The sequence below is a fragment of the Dechloromonas sp. CZR5 genome (assembly GCF_008711155.1).
Classification (GTDB): Bacteria; Pseudomonadota; Gammaproteobacteria; order Burkholderiales; family Rhodocyclaceae; genus Azonexus.
This window is the reverse complement of record NZ_VUYQ01000001.1, coordinates 173,979-193,941: the sequence shown is the minus strand read 5'-3', so window position 1 is coordinate 193,941 and position 19,963 is coordinate 173,979. Positions and strand designations below refer to the sequence as shown.

General features: G+C 61.4%; 19 protein-coding genes. 2 read left to right on the top strand and 17 right to left on the bottom strand.

What is annotated here, in order from left to right; all coding sequences use genetic code 11:
* Positions 1–101: 101 nt before the first annotated feature.
* From ftsW to F1002_RS00865, 12 genes are all read right to left on the bottom strand, one after another.
* Positions 102–1,265, bottom strand: coding sequence for a putative lipid II flippase FtsW (gene ftsW, locus F1002_RS00920; protein ID WP_150427155.1), 1,164 nt, complete (start codon positions 1,263–1,265; stop codon positions 102–104).
* Positions 1,262–2,614: a UDP-N-acetylmuramoyl-L-alanine--D-glutamate ligase gene (gene murD / locus F1002_RS00915; protein ID WP_150427154.1), complete on the bottom strand. Its 1,353-nt coding sequence runs from the start codon at positions 2,612–2,614 to the stop codon at positions 1,262–1,264. Before murD ends, ftsW begins: the two co-directional genes overlap by 4 nt.
* On the bottom strand, positions 2,614–3,717 hold the full coding sequence (gene mraY / locus F1002_RS00910) for a phospho-N-acetylmuramoyl-pentapeptide-transferase (RefSeq protein ID WP_150427153.1): 1,104 nt from the start codon (positions 3,715–3,717) through the stop codon (positions 2,614–2,616). Before mraY ends, murD begins: the two co-directional genes overlap by 1 nt.
* Complete coding sequence (murF, locus tag F1002_RS00905; protein ID WP_150427152.1) at positions 3,717–5,087, bottom strand: UDP-N-acetylmuramoyl-tripeptide--D-alanyl-D-alanine ligase; 1,371 nt, start codon at positions 5,085–5,087, stop codon at positions 3,717–3,719. The genes mraY and murF overlap by 1 nt, the downstream gene beginning before the upstream one ends.
* Entirely contained in the window at positions 5,084–6,562 is a 1,479-nt protein-coding gene (locus F1002_RS00900; protein ID WP_150427151.1) for a UDP-N-acetylmuramoyl-L-alanyl-D-glutamate--2,6-diaminopimelate ligase, read from the bottom strand. The genes murF and F1002_RS00900 overlap by 4 nt, the downstream gene beginning before the upstream one ends.
* Positions 6,559–8,307: a penicillin-binding protein 2 gene (locus tag F1002_RS00895; RefSeq protein WP_150427150.1), complete on the bottom strand. Its 1,749-nt coding sequence runs from the start codon at positions 8,305–8,307 to the stop codon at positions 6,559–6,561. Before F1002_RS00895 ends, F1002_RS00900 begins: the two co-directional genes overlap by 4 nt.
* On the bottom strand, positions 8,307–8,588 hold the full coding sequence (gene ftsL, locus F1002_RS00890; RefSeq protein ID WP_150427149.1) for a cell division protein FtsL: 282 nt from the start codon (positions 8,586–8,588) through the stop codon (positions 8,307–8,309). Before ftsL ends, F1002_RS00895 begins: the two co-directional genes overlap by 1 nt.
* Positions 8,588–9,514, bottom strand: coding sequence for a 16S rRNA (cytosine(1402)-N(4))-methyltransferase RsmH (rsmH, locus tag F1002_RS00885; protein ID WP_150427148.1), 927 nt, complete (start codon positions 9,512–9,514; stop codon positions 8,588–8,590). Before rsmH ends, ftsL begins: the two co-directional genes overlap by 1 nt.
* Positions 9,511–9,957, bottom strand: a complete 447-nt coding sequence (gene mraZ / locus F1002_RS00880) for a division/cell wall cluster transcriptional repressor MraZ (protein ID WP_150427147.1) — start codon at positions 9,955–9,957, stop codon at positions 9,511–9,513. Before mraZ ends, rsmH begins: the two co-directional genes overlap by 4 nt.
* 303 nt (positions 9,958–10,260) lie before the next feature.
* Complete coding sequence (locus tag F1002_RS00875; protein ID WP_150427146.1) at positions 10,261–12,231, bottom strand: diguanylate cyclase; 1,971 nt, start codon at positions 12,229–12,231, stop codon at positions 10,261–10,263.
* Between the two features lie 73 nt (positions 12,232–12,304).
* Positions 12,305–13,009: a DsbC family protein gene (locus F1002_RS00870; RefSeq protein WP_150427145.1), complete on the bottom strand. Its 705-nt coding sequence runs from the start codon at positions 13,007–13,009 to the stop codon at positions 12,305–12,307.
* Between the two features lie 8 nt (positions 13,010–13,017).
* The gene (locus F1002_RS00865; RefSeq protein ID WP_150427144.1) at positions 13,018–14,181 is read right to left on the bottom strand and encodes a UbiH/UbiF family hydroxylase; all 1,164 of its coding nucleotides are present in this window, start codon (positions 14,179–14,181) and stop codon (positions 13,018–13,020) included.
* Between F1002_RS00865 and F1002_RS00860 the strand changes: the two genes are divergently transcribed.
* Positions 14,180–14,491 carry a hypothetical protein gene (locus F1002_RS00860; RefSeq protein WP_150427143.1) on the top strand — a complete coding sequence of 104 codons (312 nt, stop codon included), beginning with the start codon at positions 14,180–14,182 and terminating at the stop codon, positions 14,489–14,491. The two genes, F1002_RS00865 and F1002_RS00860, sit on opposite strands and share 2 nt — an antisense overlap.
* A 160-nt stretch (positions 14,492–14,651) precedes the next feature.
* On the opposite strand, the gene F1002_RS00855 is transcribed toward F1002_RS00860, so the two are convergent.
* From F1002_RS00855 to F1002_RS00835, 5 genes are all read right to left on the bottom strand, one after another.
* Positions 14,652–14,951, bottom strand: coding sequence for an HU family DNA-binding protein (locus tag F1002_RS00855; RefSeq protein WP_150427142.1), 300 nt, complete (start codon positions 14,949–14,951; stop codon positions 14,652–14,654).
* Positions 14,952–15,168: 217 nt separating this feature from the next.
* Positions 15,169–15,810: a NapC/NirT family cytochrome c gene (locus F1002_RS00850; RefSeq protein WP_370452082.1), complete on the bottom strand. Its 642-nt coding sequence runs from the start codon at positions 15,808–15,810 to the stop codon at positions 15,169–15,171.
* A complete protein-coding gene (locus tag F1002_RS00845; RefSeq protein ID WP_150427141.1) occupies positions 15,807–16,247 on the bottom strand; it encodes a nitrate reductase cytochrome c-type subunit in 441 nt (146 codons plus the stop codon). Before F1002_RS00845 ends, F1002_RS00850 begins: the two co-directional genes overlap by 4 nt.
* 66 nt (positions 16,248–16,313) lie before the next feature.
* Positions 16,314–18,827 carry a nitrate reductase catalytic subunit NapA gene (gene napA / locus F1002_RS00840; protein ID WP_150427140.1) on the bottom strand — a complete coding sequence of 838 codons (2,514 nt, stop codon included), beginning with the start codon at positions 18,825–18,827 and terminating at the stop codon, positions 16,314–16,316.
* The gene (locus F1002_RS00835) at positions 18,824–19,084 is read right to left on the bottom strand and encodes a chaperone NapD (protein WP_150427139.1); all 261 of its coding nucleotides are present in this window, start codon (positions 19,082–19,084) and stop codon (positions 18,824–18,826) included. The genes napA and F1002_RS00835 overlap by 4 nt, the downstream gene beginning before the upstream one ends.
* A 306-nt stretch (positions 19,085–19,390) precedes the next feature.
* Between F1002_RS00835 and ahpC the strand changes: the two genes are divergently transcribed.
* Positions 19,391–19,954 (top strand): alkyl hydroperoxide reductase subunit C, encoded by a 564-nt coding sequence (gene ahpC / locus F1002_RS00830; RefSeq protein ID WP_150427138.1) that lies wholly within the window; start codon positions 19,391–19,393, stop codon positions 19,952–19,954.
* The last annotated feature ends 9 nt before the right edge of the window (positions 19,955–19,963 follow it).

Sequence of the window (19,963 nt, the reverse complement as noted above, 5' to 3'; positions counted from 1 at the left end):
CTTGCCTCCGCGCATCAATTGGCGATTTTGGCTACGGCCGGGCATAGCCCTTAACTTGCTTCGCAAGTTAGCCTTCGCCGAAACAGGCAGCACAAAAGTGGTCATAGCTTCCCACCTCTCATTAGCTGCCTGTTTTCCCAATCCACGCGTAGCAGTATGGCCAGCGCGATGCAGTTGGCGACCACGCCGGAGCCGCCGAAACTCATCAGCGGCAGGGTCAGCCCCTTGGTCGGCAGCAGGCCCATGTTGACGCCCATGTTGATGAAGGACTGCACGCCGAACCAGACGCCCATGCCCATCGCCACCAGGGCCGGATAAAGGCGATCGAGCTGCACGCACTGGCGACCGATGGCGAAGGCGCGCTGCACCAGTACGGCGAACAGCGCGATCACGGCGAGCACGCCAAAAAAGCCGAGTTCCTCGGCAATGACCGCGAGCAGGAAGTCGGTGTGCGCTTCCGGCAGGTAGAACAGCTTCTCGACGCTGGCCCCGAGGCCAACGCCGAACAATTCGCCGCGACCGAAGGCGATCAGCGAATGCGACAGCTGATAGCCGCGACCGAAGGCATCGGCCCACGGGTCCATGAAGCCGAATACACGGTCGCGGCGGTAGGGCGAGACGATGATCATGATCGTGAAAGCGATCAGCAGCCCGACGATCAGCATAGCGAACAGGCGGGCCTTGAGGCCGCCAAGGAAGAGGATGCCCATGGCGATGGAAATGATCACCACGAAAGCGCCGAAGTCCGGCTCCTTGAGCAGCAGCATGCCGACGATGGCCATGGCGCCGAACATCGGCAGGAAGGCCTGCTTCAGGTCATGCATGACGTTGATCTTGCGCACCGTGTAGTCGGCGGCGTAGAGCACGGCGAACAGCTTCATCAACTCGGACGGCTGCAGGTTGGCGAAACCGAGCGAGATCCAGCGACGTGCGCCATTGACGTCGCGACCGATACCGGGAATCAGCACCAATGCCAGCAAGAAGACGCCAGCCATGAACAGGTACGGGGCGTAACGCTGCCAGAGTTTCAGCGGCACCTGGAAGGTCACGGCGGCGGCAACCAGGCCGATGCACAGGAAGATGCCTTGACGGATCAGGTAGTAGGCTGGTTGATGACCCGTCGAACGCCCGCCTTCGGCAATCGCGATGGACGCCGAATAGACGAAGACCAGGCCGGTGAACAGCAGGATCAATACGCTCCACAGCAGGGCGTAGTCGATCTCGGCCACCTGGCGGCGCGGCGCGTCGAGGGCACCGATCATCATGACTTCAAGCCCTCCACCGCATCGATGAAGGCCTGCGCCCGGTGGGCGTAGTTCTTGTACATGTCGAGGCTGGCGCAGGCCGGCGACAAGAGCACGCAATCTCCGGCCTTTGCCTGGGCAGCCAACCAGCGTACGGCGGCTTCCATGTCACCGACGATGCAGGTTGGTACGCCACTGCCTTCGAGCGTCATGCCGATGGCGGCGGCATCACGGCCGATCAGCGCCACGGCGCGACCGTGCTTTTCCAGCGCCGGCTTGAGCGGCAAGAAGTCCTGCCCCTTGCCGTCGCCGCCGAGGACGATGGCGACCTTGCGGCCCATGCCTTCGATGGCGGCCAGCGTGGCACCGACATTAGTGCCTTTGGAATCATCGACGTAGAGCACGCCGTCGATCTCGGCGACAGTCTCGACACGATGCGGCAGACCCTTGAAGCTTTTCAGCGGTGCGACCAGGCGCTGCGGCGTAACACCGACCGCCTCGCACAGCGCCAGGGCGGCCATGGCGTTGGCTGCATTGTGCAGGCCGGACAACTGCAGGTCAGCCAGGGTGACCAGCGCTTCCTTGCCGCGCACGATGGCGCCGTCGGCAAAGCCGTAATCGACGCCGCGCGGCGCCGGGTTGAGGCCGAAGGTGATCATCTTGCGGCCGCAACGGCCGTTGCCCATCGACCAGTCGTCGTCGCGATTGAGGATCATCGCGCCCTTGCCCTGGAACACGCGCGACTTGGCGGCGGCGTAGTTGGCCAGGCTGCCTTCGTAGCGGTCGAGGTGATCCTCGGACAGGTTGAGCACGGTCGCGGCGGCGGCCTTCAGATGGTGCGTCGTTTCGAGCTGGAAGCTGGAGAGTTCGACGACCCACACCTCCGGCAGCATGCCTGCATCTTGCGCATCCATCAAGGCATCAAGAGCCGACGGCGAGATGTTGCCGCAGGCGATGGCCGGTACGCCGGCACCGTTCAACAGATGCGCGGTCAGTGCGGTGGTCGTCGTCTTGCCGTTGCTGCCGGTGATGGCGACGATCTGCGAACCCGGCACCTGCTCGCGCACACCGGCGGCGAACAATTCGATTTCGGAGACCAGCTTGTCGGCGACGGCGGCGATTTCCGGCGTCGCCTTGGGGACGCCCGGCGACAGGGCGACCAGTTCGGCCTCGGCGAACGGCCGGCTGGCAAATGGTCCGGCCAGCAGCTCGGCGCCCGGCGCCGCTTGCTGCAGGGCCTCGCCGTTGGGCGGGTTGGCACGCGAATCGGCCACGCGGACGAACGCGCCCTGGCGATGCAGCCACTTGGCCATCGCCAGCCCGGACTCGCCGAGTCCGACAACCAGAACGCGTTTGCCCTTGAGTTCCATTAGCGCAGCTTCAAGGTAGACAGCCCGATCAGCACGAGCATGATGGTGATGATCCAGAAGCGGACGACGACCTGCGTCTCCTTCCAGCCGGTTTGTTCGAAGTGGTGATGCAGCGGCGCCATGCGCAGGATGCGCCGGCCCTCGCCGTATTTTTTCTTGGTGTATTTGAAATAGCTGACCTGCAACATCACCGACAGGGTTTCGATGACGAAGACGCCTCCCATGATGAGCAGCACGATTTCCTGACGGACGATCACCGCCACCGTACCGAGCGCCGCGCCGAGCGCCAGCGCACCAACGTCGCCCATGAACACTTCGGCCGGATAGGCGTTGAACCACAGGAAACCGAGGCCCGCCCCGGCAATGGCGCCAAGCAGGATGCACAGCTCGCCGGCCCCCGGCACGTAGGGGATCAGCAGGTACTTGGCATACACGGCGTGGCCGGTGACGTAGGCGATCAGCGCGAAAGCCGAGGCGATCATCACGGTCGGCATGATCGCCAGCCCGTCCAGCCCGTCGGTGAGGTTCACCGCATTGCTGGTGCCGACGATGACGAAGTAGGTCAGCGTGATGAAACCGACGACGCCGAGCGGATAGCTGATCGTCTTGATGAAGGGGATGATCAGCTCAGTCTGCGCCGGGCTCTTGGCCGAGAAGGCGATGAACAGGGCGGCGCCGATGCCGAGCACCGACTGCCAGAAGAACTTCCAGCGGCTGGCCAGCCCGTTCGGATCACGATAGACCACCTTCTTCCAGTCGTCGTACCAGCCGACGATGCCGTAGCCGAGGGTGACAACCAGCACGGTCCACACGTACTTGTTGGTCAGGTCGCCCCACAGCAGGGTGGTGATGCCGATGGCGATCAGGATCAGCACGCCGCCCATGGTCGGCGTTCCCGATTTGACGAGGTGGGTCTGCGGCCCGTCGGTGCGCACTGCCTGGCCGATCTTCTTGGCGGCCAGCCAGCGGATGACGCGCGGCCCGGCGGCCAGCGAAATGAGCAGCGCCGTCATCGCCGCCAGCACGGCGCGCAGCGTGATGTAGTTGAAGACGTTGAAGAAGCGAACGTCCTGGGCGAGCCATTGGGCCAATGCGAGAAGCATCAGTTTTTCTCCTCGGGAGCGACAGGTGCTGCCAAGGCATCGGCCACCCGTTCCATTTTCATGAAGCGCGAGCCCTTCACCAGCACGGTGGTATCGGGCCCCAATTCCTTGTCGACGGCGGCGATCAGCTTGTCGACATTGCAGAAGTGCCGAGCACCTTCGCCGAAGTTGCGTACCGCCAGTTGCGACGTGTCGCCCAACGCGAACAGGCGGTCGATGCCCTGGCTCTTGGCATAGCCGCCGATCTCGTCGTGATACTGGCCGCTGGCCTCGCCGATTTCGCCCATGTCGCCCAGCACCAGCAGCTTGCGGCCGATGGTCGAGGCCAGCACGTCGATGCCGGCGCGCACGGAATCCGGATTGGCGTTGTAAGTGTCGTCGAGGATTTCGGCTCCCTGCTTGCCGGCGCGCCGCTGCAGGCGACCCTTGACGCCGGAAAACGCGGCCAGGCCTTCACTGACGGCTGAAAGCGGGATACCGGCGGCCAGACAGGCGGCCGCGGCAGCAACCGCATTGCGGGCGTTGTGACGCCCGGGAATGCGCAGCTTGACCGTCGCCATCCCTTCGGGCGCCTGCAGATCCAGTTCGGTCTCCAGTCCATGCTGGCGAACGCCGGCGACCACATCGGCGGCACCGTCGATGGCGAAGGTACGCACCGAATGGCCATCGACCATGCCGCGCCAGGCCGAGGCATAGGCATCATCGGCGTTGATAACCGCAATACCGCCGTCCTGCAGCCCACTGAAAATGGCGCCTTTTTCGCGAGCCACCTCATCCAGGTCGCCCATGCCTTCCAGATGAGCGCGCTGGGCATTGGTGACCATGGCGACCGTCGGCGCACCGATGCGCGCCAGGTAGGCGATCTCGCCAGGGTGGTTCATGCCCATCTCGATCACCGCGGCGTGATGCGATGCGCTCAGGCCGAGCAGCGTCAACGGCAGACCGATGTCGTTGTTCAGGTTGCCGCGCGTCGATAGCACGGCGGCACCGAAGGCCGCCTTGAGAATGGCGGCGATCATTTCCTTGGTCGTCGTCTTGCCATTGGAGCCGGTAACGGCGATGACGGGCAAGGTGAACCGGGCACGCCAGGCGGCAGCCAGGCGACCCAACGCCAAACGCGTATCGTCGACCACCACGGCCGGTACGCCGGCAGGCCGCTTGGCCTCATCGGAAATCAGTACGGCGACTGCTCCACCTGCAACAGCCTGCGCCAGAAAATCATGGGCATCGAAACGTTCGCCGGCCAGCGCGACGAACAGCGCCCCCTTGGCGATGGCCCGGGTATCGGTCGATACACCTTCCAGGTTGAGATCGGCACCGATCAGGCGACCCTGAACAGCCTGTGCGACTTGCGAAAGCAGCCAGTTCATGCCGCATCCCCCTGTTTGCTGCGGCGCAGCGCCAAGGCCGATTCGGCCTGTTCGACATCGGAAAAGGGCAGACGGACCCCGCCCATGTCCTGGTATGGTTCGTGACCCTTGCCGGCGAGAAGGACCACATCGCCGACATCGGCCTCAAGAATGGCCCGGCGAATGGCCGCAGCGCGATCGACCTCCAGATCGGCGTGCGTCATGCCGGCCGCGATGTCGTTGAGAATCGAAAGCGGTTCCTCGCTGCGCGGGTTGTCGCTGGTCACCAGCGCGCGGTCGGCGAGGCGCTCGGCCACCGCGCCCATTTGCGGGCGTTTGCCTTTGTCACGATCGCCACCACAGCCGAATACCACACACAGGCGCCCGCCACGCGCGGCGGCCACATCGCGCAACGCGGTCAGCGCGTTGTCCAGCGCGTCCGGCGTATGGGCGTAATCGACGGCAACCAGCGGTTCGCCATTGCCGCCGACACGCTCCATCCGTCCCGGCGGCGCAGTGATCTCGGACAAGCGCAGGGCCACATCTTCGGCCGACAAACCGGCATCGAACAGGACGCCGGCAATCGCCAGCAGGTTCGAAACGTTGTAACGCCCGACCAGCACGGTATCGACCATGGCCCGACCATTCGGCAGGACGAGGTTGAAACGCTGGCCGAAAGGCGTATCGACCAGATCCTCGGCACGCACCACGGCATGGAAATCGCGACGCTGTTCGCCGATGCAGTAACCCAGAACGCGCATCGCCGAGGTTTCGCGCATCAACTGCACACCGAACGCGTCGTCCAGATTGACGATGGCGGTGCGCAGGCGCGGCCAATGGAACAGCTTCGCCTTGGCCGCCGCATAGGCATCCATCGTCCCGTGATAATCGAGATGATCGCGCGTGATGTTCGTGAATACCGCCACATCGACACGCGCACCGTTCATGCGCCCCTCCTCGATGCCGATGGAGCTGGCCTCCAGTGCGCAGGCCGCCGCCTGCTGCTCGCGGAAGCCGGCCAGATAGCGCATCAGGGTGGTCGCCTCGGGCGTCGTGAAGCCGGTTTCGGTCATCGCATCCGGGAAACCGGCACCCAGCGTACCGATGATCGCGCAGGGCTTGGGATAGACGCGCGCCAGACATTGGCTGATCGTCGTCTTGCCGTTGGTGCCGGTAATGGCGATCAGCGACAGGGCCTCGCTGGGATGGCCGTACACGGCGTGGGCGAGCGGTCCGGCCAGGGAACGCAATGCCGTATGCGTCAGTTGCGGAACGTTCCAGGCCGCATCCCAGGCAAAATCGCCACCCGGCTCCCAGAGCACGGCCACGGCCCCTTTCGCCAGCGCATCGGCGATGTAGCGACGACCGTCGGAGAGGTCGCCGGGGTAAGCCAGAAACAGATCGCCCGGACGAACCTGGCGACTGTCGTCGGCTACGCCGGTCGGAGAAACGCCCAACGCGTCGAACCGGTCGAGAATTTCGCGCGGGTTACTCACAGCTTTCCCTTTTCCTGCTCGGCGGTCGCCACCTGGATCGGCGCATCCGGCGCAATGCCCAGGGTGCGCAGTGCGCCGCCCATGATCTGGGAAAATGCCGGACCGGCCACATCGCCGCCGTAGTGACTGCCGGCGCTCGGCTCATCGATCATCACGGCGACGACCAGACGCGGATCGCTGATCGGCGCGATGCCGACAAACGAAGCCACGTATTTACGGGCATAGACACCGTCCTCGATCTTGTGGGCCGTGCCCGTCTTGCCGCCGACGCGATATCCCGGAACGCGTGCCTTGGGCGCCGTACCTTCGGGACCGGCGGCCATTTCGAGCATGGCACGCAATTCCTTGACGGTCTGCGGTGAAAAGATACGCACGCCCCGCGGCGGCGTGTCGTCAACCTTGAGCAACGACAAGGGCATCAATTCGCCGTCACGGGCAAATACCGTATAGGCTCGCGCCATCTGGATCAGGCTCACGGCAATCCCGTGCCCGTAGGACATGGTCGCCTGTTCGATCGGGCGCCAGTTCTTCCAGGGACGCAGGCGGCCATTCACCTCCCCCGGAAAACCGAGATTCGGCGCCTGGCCAAAGCCGACGCTGTCGAACATGTCCCACATTTCCTTGGGCGAGAAACCGAGGGCGATCTTGGCGGTACCCACGTTGGACGATTTCTGGATCACCTGGGCAACCGTCAGCGCACCGTGCGGGTGCGCATCGGAGATGGTGGCCGGACCGATGGTCATCCTGCCCGGGGCGCAATTGATCACCGTATCGAAACGGACCTTGCCGCGCTCCAGCGCCAGCGCGGCCGTAAACGGCTTCATCACCGAGCCCGGTTCGTAGGTATCGGTGATGGCACGATTACGCAATTGCGCGCCGGAGAGCTTTTCCCGGTTGTTCGGGTTGTAGGTCGGCCAATTGACCAGCGCCAGCACTTCGCCGTTCAGCGCATCGATGACGACGGCGCCCCCTGCCTTGGCGCCGTGCTTTTCGACGGCTTCCTTCAACTGCGTGTAGGCCAGATACTGGATTTTCGAATCGAGCGCCAGGCGAACATCCTTGCCATCCTGCGGCGGCTTGGTGGCACCGACATCCTCGACGATATTGCCCCGACGGTCGCGGATGACCGTGCGACTGCCGGAACGGCCGAGCAGGCTGCTCTGGAAGGCCAGCTCGACGCCTTCCAGGCCCTTGTCGTCCACGCCGGTGAAGCCGACGATGTGCGCCGTCATGTCGCCGGTCGGATAGAAACGGCGGTATTCGCGCTCCTGATGGATGCCCGGCAGTTTCAACGCGGCGATGCGCTCAGCCGTTTCCGGTGAAACCTGGCGCTTGATGAAGGTAAAGGTTTTTTCGCTGGCGATCTTGCCATCCAGTTCGCGAATGCCCATGTCGAGCAGCGCGGCCAACTGGCGCTTCTGCTCGCCATTCATCGTCCGTGCATCGCCGGGAATGGCCCAGATGGTCTTCATCGGGGTGGACACGGCCAACATGTCGCCGTTGCGATCGACAATCTTGCCGCGCGAAGCGGAAATTTCGATGTCGCGCAGGTAGCGCGAGTCGCCCTTTTGCTGCAGGAAATCGTTATGAATCACCTGCAGGTAGAAACCGCGCATCACCAGCGCAAGGAAGGCGCCCATCAGGAGCAGGCCCACCATGCGCGAACGCCAACCTTGCAAGGCTAGTTGCAAGACCGGACTTTCAGTAAAGCGATGACCGCGCTGCGGACGACGGCGCACAACCATCAGCGCCCTCCCTTCCGGGGTGCCTGCGGCTGCACGACACGCCCCAGCGCGTCTGGCGCCACCATGCGCAGCCGGTCGCGGGCAATTTTTTCAATCCGCGGATGATTTGCCCAGGTCGACATTTCCAGCTGCAGCTGACCGTACTCGATATCCAACTGACGCGCCCGCTCCTGCTCCGCCTCCAGCGCCTGGAACAGCTTGCGCGCCCGGTGCTGGGAGGTCACCGCACCCAGTGCGCAAATGACGACGATCAGGAGAAGGATCATGTTGAAACGCAGCATTACAACTTCTCGGCCACGCGCATGACGGCACTGCGCGCCCGGGGGTTGGCTTCGATCTCGGCCGCACCGGGCTTGACCACCTTGCCGACCAGGCGAAGCTTGGGCTTCGGCAATTGATCGGCCCGCAACGGCAGGTTCTTGGGCAGTGCATCCGGCGTCGATTGCGCCCGCATGAAAGTCTTGACGATGCGGTCCTCGAGCGAATGGAAGGAAATCACTGCCAGACGGCCACCCGGCTTGAGCAGACTAAGCGCCTGCGGCAGGGCTACCTCCAGCTGGCGGAGCTCTTGGTTGATATGAATCCGTAGAGCTTGAAAGCTGCGCGTCGCCGGGTCCTGCCCTGGTTCACGGGTGCGCACGGCCTCGCGTACGAGGGCCGCGAACTGACCTGTTGTGACAATAGGTTGTTCGAGCCGAGCAGCCACAACCTTCTTTGCAATCTGGAAAGCAAACCGTTCTTCGCCATAGTTTCTAATGACCTCCGTTATGTCCCTCACCTCGGCCCGCGCCAGCCACTCGGCCGCCGTCTCTCCCTGCGTCGTATCCATACGCATGTCGAGCGGCGCGTCGTAGCGAAAGCTGAAGCCGCGCTCCCCGTCGTCGATTTGCGGCGACGACACCCCTACATCAAACAAAATTCCATCAACCCCGGAAATCCCGGCCTCATGCGCCGCCTCGGCCAACTCGCCGAAAGCGCGGTGCACCAACTGGAAACGGGAATCGCCAATCGCCTCGCCCGCGGCAATCGCCTGCGGATCACGGTCAAGCGCCACCAGGCGCCCCCGCTCATTCAGACAGGAAAGAATGCGACGACTGTGACCGCCGCGACCGAACGTCGCGTCAACGTAAACGCCGTCAGCTTTGATCGCCAGGGACTCCACCGCCTCATCGAGCAGCACCGTGACGTGGGCGCTGCCCTGCGTCACAGCACGAGATCTCCGAAGCCGGGCGGCATGTCACCCGAAAGGGCCTCCGCCGCTAGGTCGTTTTGCTGCTTCCAGCCGGCCTCGCTCCAGATCTCGAAATGCGACCCCATACCAACCAGGTAAACGGTCTTTTCGAGCTGGGCATAGTCGCGCAGTTCCGGAGCAACCAGAATGCGGCCGGCAGAATCCGGCTCCTCGGTACGGGCATTACCAACCAGCACACGCTTGATCGACGCCGCACGCGGGTCGAGGCTGGAGGCCTTGAGAATCTGGTCGCGAATCGGCTGCCAGGCCGGCGACGGGTAAAGCAACAGGCAGCGATGCGGGTGCGCCGTCAGGACGAGCGAGCCTTCGCTGGCCGCGAGCAGGGCTTCGCGATGCCTTGCCGGAATGGCAAGCCGCCCTTTCGCATCCAGATTGAGTGCCGCAGCGCCCTCGAACATCCCTCGTCTTGCTCCCCGTTTACCCACTTTTCAACACGTTTACCCACTTTAAAACAACAAACCCCCTCCGTCAATAGCAGAATCTCGAATTTTTTCTTATGCAACAAGGACTTACGGAGTGTTTTGATAGCCATTTTTTGAAAAATTTTCCCTTAAAAATCAATAGTAGAAAATGGACTGTTAAAGTGACTTATCAGGAGTTGATCGAAGTCAAAAGACCACCACGTCCAGCATGCTGGCGTGGTAAATAGTGGGGTATGTGGAATCACCCGGGCGCAACGCGCCGAGGCTGCCGGGCGTCGATCAGAGGCTGTGGACGGAGACCCGGTTACGGCCGTCGTGCTTGGCCTGGTAAAGCGCCCGGTCGGCGCAGCGCGTCAGTTCGTCAGGGGTCTTGCCATGGTCGGGATAGGCAGCGACGCCGAGCGAAATGCTAAAGGTCAGCTGGAAATTACCATGCGCGATCGACAGTCTCTCGACAGCCGCCCGCCACGCCTCGGCACGCATCATCGCCGTCTCGAGCGGCATGTTGGGCAGCAGGATGAGGAACTCCTCACCGCCGTAGCGGCAAGGCACGTCCTCGGCCCGGATGTCGGCCGACAACGTCGCGGCGAGCGTACGCAGGACCTCATCGCCCACCTGATGACCGTAGGTATCGTTGACCCGCTTGAAGTAGTCGATATCGAGCATGACCAGCGACAAGGGATTGCCTTCACGCCGTGCCCGCGACACTTCGCGGTCCAGCGTTTCGTCGAGATAGCGACGGTTATACAGCCCCGTGAGACTGTCACGAACAGCCAATTCCTGAAGGGCGACCTGCAACCGACCGATTTCCTCGATACGGGCATGCAGCTGACGGTTGCTTTCTTTCAGCGCATGCTCGGCGGCCTTGCGTTCGCTGATATTGCGGGTGATCCCCAGAATCGTTCTCGCCACGCCATCCGCATCCAGCAGATAGCTCGATACCACTTCGGTGGATATCTGCGCACCATCCTTGCAAACCAGCTCGAATTCGCTCACCACCACGCTGGCCGCCCGGTCCCCCGAAGCGATGCGGCGCAGGCGGAGATCGATCTCACGCGCCAGGCGTAGCGCAGACTCCTGCGTCAGGCGTACGTCGAAGGGCTGACCAACCAGTTCCTCCGGCGCAAAGCCGGTCATTCCGCCAACCGACGGACTGACATAGGTATAGCTGCGTGAGGGAATATCGACTGTCCAGATGACGTCATGACTGTTTTCAGCCAGCATGCGATAGCGTGCCTCGCTTTCGCGCAACCGGCCTGCCGTCTCCGCCTCTCGCCCTCCCGCCTTGAGAACACGCGTCAGTAACAAGGCCAAGGCCAGGAACAGCACCAACCCCGCCAGACATCCAAAAAGCCGGGTACGACGCCACTCCACAAGATAGTCCTCTGTCGCCAGCCCGGCCGCCACATACAAGGGATAGTCGGCAAGTCGGCGATAGCTGAAAACCCGTTCAACCCCGTCCGTCACCCCATGGAAACGCACGAAACCCGAGCGCCCGCCCGACTCCACCTGCCTTTGCAAGGGATCGGCCGGCAGCGGCTTGTTGGCCTGTTCCGGCAAGAATGGCCGCCGCAACAGCACTTCACCGTTCTCGAGCCGGCGCAACGACACGACGCCCCGCTCCCCAACGGCGACACTTTCAAACCACGATGAAAGATGGGACAGATCGAGGAGCGCGACAATCACGCCCGCCAGATTTCCGCCATCGCGACGAACGGCGACCGACACCCCGAGCACCCAATGCCCCAGCAATGGATCAGTGTGTACCTCGGAAAAGAAAAGCTCGTTTCCACCTCCCCGGTCAAAAACCCTGAAGTAGTCTCGCTGAGCGAAGCTATTCCCTGCCGCTGCCCCTCTGGAGTCGAAAACCAAGACGCCATTCGCGTCGAGCACACGAAACCCGGCCACTTCGGAAAAGCGCCGGGAATGCATGCGCAGCGTCCGGATGACATCCCCTCGGGAAGCCGGCGCGGCGCTTGGCGCATAAGCCTCCGCCGGCAGGGTTGCGGCCAGCTGCTCCAGATCGGATTGAACGCGCTGGAATACGCCGGACAAGCGAGCCTCGAGGATGGCAGAAACGCCCAGCACCTCGATCTCGGCCTTGCGCTCGATCTGCTGCCGCCCCTCATGAAGCAGGAAAAAAACCAGGGAAGCCACCCCCAGCCAAGTGAGGATGCAAAAAAGAATCAGCCGGAAGCTGGATGAGCGATAAGCCCGCAGCAAAAACTGGCCGAAGGCTTCTCTTTCCATCAGGCACGATCTCCGAACCGGCCCGGCAACCCCTTGCCACACGTCTCCTTGAATGTGTGGCAGTGCTGCATGCTTACTTGACCTGATTCAGCTTCTGCTCGATTCGCGCCAGGGGGACAGCCCCCGGAATGCGCTCCCCGTCGCCAAAGAACAAGGTGGGCGTCCCGGAAATGTTCAGCTTGCGACCAAAATCCTGATTCTTGGTAATCGCCGACGTGTCGCAGTCCTCGCGCCCGGCCGGCGCCTTGCCATCGACCATCCAGTCATTCCAGGCCTTTGCCCGGTCCGGTGCGCACCAGATCTGTCGCGACTTGCGCACGGAATCTTCGGAGAGAATAGGCAGCAGGAAGGTATAGACCGTGACGTTGTCGAGCTTCTGCAGTTCCTTGGCTAGGCGTTTGCAATAACCGCAATTGGGATCCTCGAAGGTAGCGAGAACCCGCTTTCCATCACCCCGGACCTGTTTGATGGCACGCTCCAGCGGCAAGTCGCCGAAACGGATCGCCGTCAGCTTCCGCATGCGCTCGTCGGTCACGTTCTTCATGGTCTTCGCATCGATCAGCTGCCCGCCGACCACAATGGCGGAAACCTTTTCGTCGGTGTAGAAAATCGTGCCATCCGCATACACCTCGTAAAGCCCGAGATAGCCCGACTTCGCCACACCCTCCACCTTCGTGCCAAGCTTGGCTTCCATGACTTTCCGAATATCCGCCTCATCGGCCATGGCAAACGAAGCGCAGGCCATGGCCAACGACAGGGACAATATCGACTTCAACATGAAAGCTCCTAAATCCCGCCCAGCGCATAGCGCGCCAGCGCGTTCTTGATAAACGGAAGGCCATCCATAAGCGTCAGGCCCCAATTGCGCAAAGGCCTCATGCCAGGAGAAGAGCCGCGGAACAGGCGGCGCAGTCCGTCCGTGGTGGACTGCATCAACAGCGTTTCCTCACGCCGGGCCCGCTGATAGCGCTGCAAGAATCTCATTTCGCCGATATCCTGCCAAGGCTGCGCAGCCGACAGCAGTGAGGCCAGCGTGCTCGCATCCTGAAAACCGAGGTTGATGCCATGCCCGGAAAGCGGATGAATACCGTGCGCCGCATCGCCAACCAGCGCCAGACGCGGCGCCACCGTCTGAGGCACCCGCATCAGACGTAACGCAAAGGCGGCAGGCGGCGTTAGCAACTGCAGGCCTCCGAGGGTCTGGCTTCCCGCCTCGGCAACACGCTCGCAGAAGCGACCGGGTTCGAGGGCACACAACTCGTCAGCATGAGCATCGGGCGTAGACCAGACAATCGATATATGGTTTCCCGGCAGCGGCAGATATGCCAGCACGCCATCATCCCTGAACCATTGATAGGCGCAGTTACGATGCGGTTTCTCGGTGACGAAATTGGCAACCACACCCTTTTCACCGTACGGCGTATTGATTGCCGACAAACTGGCCGACTCGCGAACCCATGAATCGCGCCCATCGGCCCCCACCAGTAAGGGCGCCGCAAGCAAGGTTCCGTCGCTCAGTCGCAATACGGCGGCATCGTGGCGAAACTCGACTGCCTCGGAACGAGCAGGACAGAAAAGCGCCAGATTGCTCTGCCGCTTGGCACTCTCCCAAAACTCGCAAGCCATCAGCGAAGATTCCAGGATGCTTCCCAATTCCGGCACGCCGGTTTCGTACGCCGAAAATCCGAGTTTGCCGCCACTGTCGCCAAAAACCTCCATCGCCCGTATGGGCGCAATACGAGAAGCGTCGAGATGGCGCCAGGCGCCTATGCGGCTCAAAAATTCGATATTCGCCGGACTGATCGCATAAATACGAGCGTCCCAGCCATCCGGACGCTTCGGCGGCTGGCTTTCCACCAGCGCAATACGCAATCGGGTATCGCGCAGGGCTAGCGCCAGACTCGCCCCGGCAAGTCCGCCGCCAACAATGATCAGATCAAACTGCTGCATGTCGGCAATTATGCCGGTTCAGGAGAATGAAACAAGCGATTCAGGCAGGATTGCCGCCACCACCGGACTGCGGCTTGTTTTGACGCGGCCGGCGATTATTGTTGGCGCGCGGCCGATGCTTTTTCTGCTGCTGACCGCCACCACCACCGCCACCTCCAGCACCCTGCTTGCCGTGCTGGGCGTTGCCACGCCCCGGCGCACCACCGCCATGCGATTCATTGCCGGAGACACGGTTACCTGGCGCAAGCTGGATTTCCAGCTCGATGATTTCGTCCCATTGCTCGTCGGTGCGATCACGCTCTGGAACTGATAGCAATTCACGGAGGCGACGCCGCAAATCAAGCGGCGGCGTTACGACGGGCTGGCTATCCGGGATGTCTTCGGGAAGGTTTTCAGGATTGGAATCGTTCATTGGAAATTAAAAAGCGGAGCCCACCATCGGCGAACCCCGCATTTGAAAAACACCGAGATTACTTTTTCTTGGCTGCAGTTTTTTTGGCAGCAACGGAAGCCTTGAAAGCCGTACCCGCTGTAAATTTCGGCACCGTGGTAGCGGGAATCTTGAGCGTGGCACCGGTTTTCGGATTCTTGCCGGTGCGCGCTGCGCGCTTTGCGGACTTGAAGGTCCCGAAACCCACGAGCGTAACAGACTCGCCCTTGGATACGGTCTTGACCACTGCGCCGATGATGGCGGACAACGCCTTGTCAGCAGCAGCCTTGGTGATACCAGCTTCTTTTGCAGCAACTTCGACCAGCTCGGATTTATTCATCTAAGTGCCTCCTGTTACCTACTAACGTTTAAGAAAACTGGCCGTCTTGACGGCAGCACGGTAAAAGTAGCACACCTTTTTGAATAAGTGTTGTCCCGGTGCGGGTTTATAGAGGTTCCGGCGTGAATTTTTGTAATTTGGATACGTCATATCGGGCTATCTAAAACAAGAACCCCGGCTTGAGACCGGGGTTCCCTTTATGCCCTTGCGCTGAAGCTTACTTTTTCTCGGAAGCCTCTTCGGCAGCCTTCGGCTTCTCGCCGTGCGAAATCTCCAGTGCACCTTCGTTCTGCTTGCCGATATGCTGGTCGATCTGCGGCAACTGGTGAGCAATACCCTTGTGACAGTCGATACAGGTCTTGCCTTCGTCGAATGCCTTCGGGTGCATGCGGGCCGGACGGTCGCCCTGCTCGGTGTAGTCCATGTACGAATAGTTGTGGCAGTTGCGGCATTCGCGGGAATCGCTGGCCTTCATGCGGTCCCATTCATGCTGCGCCAGCTCATGACGCTTCTTGTTGAACTTCTCCGGCGTATCGATGGTACCAAGGATCTTGTGCAGGACTTCGTTGGAAGCCTGGATCTTGCGGATCATCTTCGGGCCCCATTCCTTGGGTACGTGGCAATCCGGGCAGGTTGCGCGCACGCCGGTCCGATTGGTGTAATGCACCGTATTCTGATATTCCCGGAATACGTTTTCTTCCATTTCGTGACAGGAGATACAGAAGGATTCCTTGTTGGTTGCCTCCAGAGCCCAGTTGAAGCCCCCCCAGAACACGATACCGGCGAGGAAAATCAACAGGACACTGACCAGGCCGATACGCTTGACCCAGGCGGGCATGTATTTTTCGAGACTCATCATTCCCCCTTCTTGGCGGCTGGTTTATAGGTATTCTCGACCAGCGGCCTGGCGTCGTACTGCGGCACGTGGCACTGCATGCAGAAATAGCGGCGCGGCGAGATGTTCTTCAACTTGTTGTCCTCCCGATCGAGGTAGTGCGACTTGGCGACCTTGGTGGCGCCGGTTTCCTCGGCACGCTCCTTGGAGTGGCAGTCCATGCACTTGTTGAAGTTCTGCGTGATGTTGTAACCCTTGATGCTGTGCGGGATCAGCGGCGGCTGCTTCTGGAAGTTGCGCTGGATATTGGACTGATCCTTCTCGGGCTTGAACATGTTGACCTTGGAGTTGCCCTCGATCGTCACGCCGCCAATTTCGTTGACCAGTTCCTGTGCGCTGGCCATGCCGATGCCGCCCAGGGCGATGCCGGCGGCCAAGGCCAGAGTGGTAATCAATTTCATCTTTTCACCTCCGAGTGGCGACCGGCAGATGCCGCCGGTCGCTGTTCGTTATTGTCGTTTCAGGCATCAGGCCTTGGTCACCTTGACCGCGCACTTCTTGTAGTCCGTTTCCTTGGAAATCGGACAGGTCGCATCCAGCGTCAGCTTGTTGACCAGGCGACCGGCATCGAAGAACGGAATGAAGACCAGGCCACGCGGCGGCTTGTTGCGACCGCGCGTTTCGACACGCATGACCACCTCACCGCGACGGGAGGCGATCTTGACCTCCATGCCGCGCTGCAGGCCACGGTCCCGGGCATCGTCCGGGTGCATGAAGACCACGGCATCCGGGAAGGACTTGTAGAGTTCCGGCACGCGACGGGTCATCGAACCGGTGTGCCAATGCTCCAGCACCCGACCGGTGGACAGCCACAGGTTGTACTCCTTGTCCGGCATTTCCGGGGGGTCCTGATACGGCAAGGCAAAGATGATCGCCTTGCCATCCTTGTGCCCGTAGAATTTGACGCCTTCGCCCTTCTTGACATACGGATCGTAGCCTTCGCGGAAGCGCCACAGCGTTTCCTTGCCTTCGACCACCGGCCAGCGCAGACCGCGCGCCTTGTGGTAGGTGTCGAACGGTGCCAGATCGTGACCGTGGCCGCGACCGAAGGCCGCATATTCCTCGAACAGGCCCTTCTGGACATAGAAGCCGAAGTGCTTGGATTCGTCGTTGTCGAAACCAGCCTGGGTGTCCTTGACCGGGAACTTGTTGACCGTCCCGTTGGCGAACAGGGCGTCGAACAAGGTCTTGCCCTTGAGCTTGGGTGCCTTGGCGAGCAGTTCGGCCGGCCAGACTTCTTCCATCTTGAAACGCTTGGCGAACTCCATGACCTGCCAAAGGTCGGAACGGGCTTCGCCCGGCGCCTTGACCTGCTGGCGCCACATCTGGGTGCGGCGCTCGGCGTTGCCGTAGGCACCTTCCTTTTCAACCCACATGGCAGTCGGCAGGATGAGGTCGGCGGCCATGGCCGAAACCGTCGGGTACGGATCGGAGACGACGATGAAGTTATCCGGATTGCGCCACCCCGGATACAGCTCCTGGTTGATGTTCGGACCGGCCTGCATGTTGTTGTTGCACTGCTGCCAGTAGAAATTGACCTTGCCGTCCTTCAGGGCGCGCGCCATGGCCACGGCGTGCAAACCGATCTTGTCGGGAATGGTGCCATCCGGCAGTTGCCAGAGTTCCTCGGTGTGCTTGCGGTGCTCCGGATTGGTGACGACCATGTCGGCCGGCAGGCGGTGGGCGAAGGTACCGACTTCGCGCGCCGTGCCGCAGGCGGACGGCTGGCCGGTCAGCGAGAACGGGCTGTTGCCCGGCTCGGAAATCTTGCCGACCAGCAGGTGCACGTTGTAGATCATGTTATTGACCCAGGTGCCGCGCGTATGCTGGTTGAAGCCCATGGTCCAGAAGGACACGCACTTGACCTTCGGGTCGGCGTACAGCTCGGCCATGGCGATCAGGTCCTTGGCCGGAACACCGGAGATCTTGGCGACCTTGTCGGCCGGATAGTCGGCGACATACTTCTTGAAGTCGTCGAAAGTCATGTCGTCGGCCTTGCCCGGATTGCCCTTCGGCTTGCCATCTTCACCCGGATAACCGTTATTGGTCGCCTTCTTTTCCAGCTCGTGGTTCGGACGCAGGCCGAAACCGATATCGGCTTCACCTTTCTTGAACTTGACGTGCTTGCTGACGAAGTCCTGGTTCACCTTGCCGGTCGAAATGATATGGTGGCAGATGAAATTGAGGATCGCCAGATCGGTATTCGGCTTGAACACCATCGGGATGTCGGCCAACTCGAACGAGCGGTGTTCGAAGGTGGACAGGACACCCACCTTGACGTTCTTGTTCGACAGCTTGCGGTCGGTGATGCGCGTCCAGAGAATCGGATGCATCTCGGCCATGTTCGAGCCCCACAGGAAGAAGGCGTCGCCGTGCTCGATATCGTCATAGCAACCCATCGGCTCGTCGATGCCGAAGGTACGCATGAAGCCGGCCACGGCGGAAGCCATGCAGTGACGGGCGTTGGGGTCGAGGTTGTTGGAGCGGAAGCCGGCCTTCCACAGCTTGGCTGCTGCATAGCCTTCCCAGACCGTCCATTGGCCCGAGCCGAACATGGCGATGCCGTTCGGCCCCTTGGCCTTAAGCGTTGCCTTGCACTTCTCTTCCATGATGTCGAAGGCCTGCTTCCAGGAGATCGGCATGAAATCGCCGTTCTTGTCGTACTTGCCGTCCTTCATGCGCAGCAGCGGCGTCTTGACGCGGTCCGAGCCGTACATGATCTTGGACAGGAAATAACCCTTGATACAGTTCAGGCCTCGGTTGACCGGTGCATCCGGGTCACCCTGGGTGGCCACCACACGGCCCTCCTGGGTACCGACCAGCACGCCGCAGCCGGTGCCGCAGAAGCGGCAGGCTGCCTTGTCCCAGCGGATATCGTCCTTACCCTGCGCCAGCACCGTTCCCGGAGCGGCCATCCCGGCTGCCGACATGGCCGCCGCGGCCGCATTGGCCTTGATGAAATCGCGTCGATTGAGTTTCACGCCTGTACCTCCTCGGTTTCTACTGATTCGTCGTCGCTGTACTGATAAACCATGGCCACCGTTGCGACGCCGGGAACACCATGCAGGGCTACATATTTATTGGCAGCCGATTCCAGATCGTCATCTTCGAGCACGACGACCATTTTTCCCTCTGGAGATTCGGCATGAATTTCCAGCCCCGAAAGCGCCAGCAGTGCTTCGCGCGCCTCCGCCAAACGGGCCGGTGCAATGTGCAGAATGGCACTGGAAATATTCATGTTGGACAAGCTCCTGAAATGCAGACGGCAGCCTCTGCTGCCACGGGGCGTAATCTCTCTGAATAGTAGGGCTATTCACTTGATTTGAGTCAATTCCACCCGGACGAAAGACTCACACTAATACCAACGACCAAACAAATCTAGTGCTTTTGAACTATGCCGCGAAGCGAACTTCTCTCCCCGGGCAATTCTCAAACGCTATCACCAACATTGAAGCAATCAATTGGATCAATGCTGGAGGTTTACCTAAGATTCGTTCTGTCCCAAACGTAGCAACGCACCCAAACCCAAGCAAGGAGAAACGCAATGTCGCTCATCAACACCCAGGTTCAACCGTTCAAGGCCCAGGCTTTCCACAACGGCAAGTTCATCGAAGTCACCGACGCCAGCCTGAAGGGCAAGTGGTCCGTCATGATCTTCATGCCGGCCGCCTTCACCTTCAACTGCCCGACCGAAATCGAGGATGCCGCCAACAACTACGCCGAGTTCCAGAAGGCCGGCGCCGAGGTGTACATCGTCACCACCGACACCCATTTCTCGCACAAGGTCTGGCACGAAACCTCGCCGGCCGTCGGCAAGGCCCAGTTCCCGCTCGTCGGTGACCCGACGCATGCCCTGACCAACGCCTTCGGCGTGCACATCCCTGAAGAAGGCCTAGCCCTGCGCGGCACCTTCGTCATCAACCCGGACGGCGTGATCAAGACCGTTGAAATCCACTCCAACGAAATCGCCCGCGACGTCTCCGAAACCCTGCGCAAACTGAAGGCCGCCCAATACACCGCCAGCCACCCGAACGAAGTGTGCCCGGCCAAGTGGAAGGAAGGCGAAAAGACCCTGGCACCGTCGCTGGACCTGGTCGGCAAGATCTAATCATCCAAC

What these genes read in the sequence shown, in the direction of transcription:
- ftsW (WP_150427155.1), bottom strand. Translation starts at nt 1,265, where the DNA reads ATGATGATCGGTGCCCTCGACGCGCCGCGCCGCCAGGTGGCCGAGATC.
- murD (WP_150427154.1), bottom strand. Translation starts at nt 2,614, where the DNA reads ATGGAACTCAAGGGCAAACGCGTTCTGGTTGTCGGACTCGGCGAGTCC.
- mraY (WP_150427153.1), bottom strand. Translation starts at nt 3,717, where the DNA reads ATGCTTCTCGCATTGGCCCAATGGCTCGCCCAGGACGTTCGCTTCTTC.
- murF (WP_150427152.1), bottom strand. Translation starts at nt 5,087, where the DNA reads ATGAACTGGCTGCTTTCGCAAGTCGCACAGGCTGTTCAGGGTCGCCTG.
- F1002_RS00895 (WP_150427150.1), bottom strand. Translation starts at nt 8,307, where the DNA reads ATGGTTGTGCGCCGTCGTCCGCAGCGCGGTCATCGCTTTACTGAAAGT.
- ftsL (WP_150427149.1), bottom strand. Translation starts at nt 8,588, where the DNA reads ATGCTGCGTTTCAACATGATCCTTCTCCTGATCGTCGTCATTTGCGCA.
- mraZ (WP_150427147.1), bottom strand. Translation starts at nt 9,957, where the DNA reads ATGTTCGAGGGCGCTGCGGCACTCAATCTGGATGCGAAAGGGCGGCTT.
- F1002_RS00875 (WP_150427146.1), bottom strand. Translation starts at nt 12,231, where the DNA reads ATGGAAAGAGAAGCCTTCGGCCAGTTTTTGCTGCGGGCTTATCGCTCA.
- F1002_RS00870 (WP_150427145.1), bottom strand. Translation starts at nt 13,009, where the DNA reads ATGTTGAAGTCGATATTGTCCCTGTCGTTGGCCATGGCCTGCGCTTCG.
- F1002_RS00860 (WP_150427143.1), top strand. Translation starts at nt 14,180, where the DNA reads ATGTCGGCAATTATGCCGGTTCAGGAGAATGAAACAAGCGATTCAGGC.
- F1002_RS00865 (WP_150427144.1), bottom strand. Translation starts at nt 14,181, where the DNA reads ATGCAGCAGTTTGATCTGATCATTGTTGGCGGCGGACTTGCCGGGGCG.
- F1002_RS00855 (WP_150427142.1), bottom strand. Translation starts at nt 14,951, where the DNA reads ATGAATAAATCCGAGCTGGTCGAAGTTGCTGCAAAAGAAGCTGGTATC.
- F1002_RS00850 (WP_370452082.1), bottom strand. Translation starts at nt 15,810, where the DNA reads ATGATGAGTCTCGAAAAATACATGCCCGCCTGGGTCAAGCGTATCGGC.
- F1002_RS00845 (WP_150427141.1), bottom strand. Translation starts at nt 16,247, where the DNA reads ATGAAATTGATTACCACTCTGGCCTTGGCCGCCGGCATCGCCCTGGGC.
- F1002_RS00835 (WP_150427139.1), bottom strand. Translation starts at nt 19,084, where the DNA reads ATGAATATTTCCAGTGCCATTCTGCACATTGCACCGGCCCGTTTGGCG.
- ahpC (WP_150427138.1), top strand. Translation starts at nt 19,391, where the DNA reads ATGTCGCTCATCAACACCCAGGTTCAACCGTTCAAGGCCCAGGCTTTC.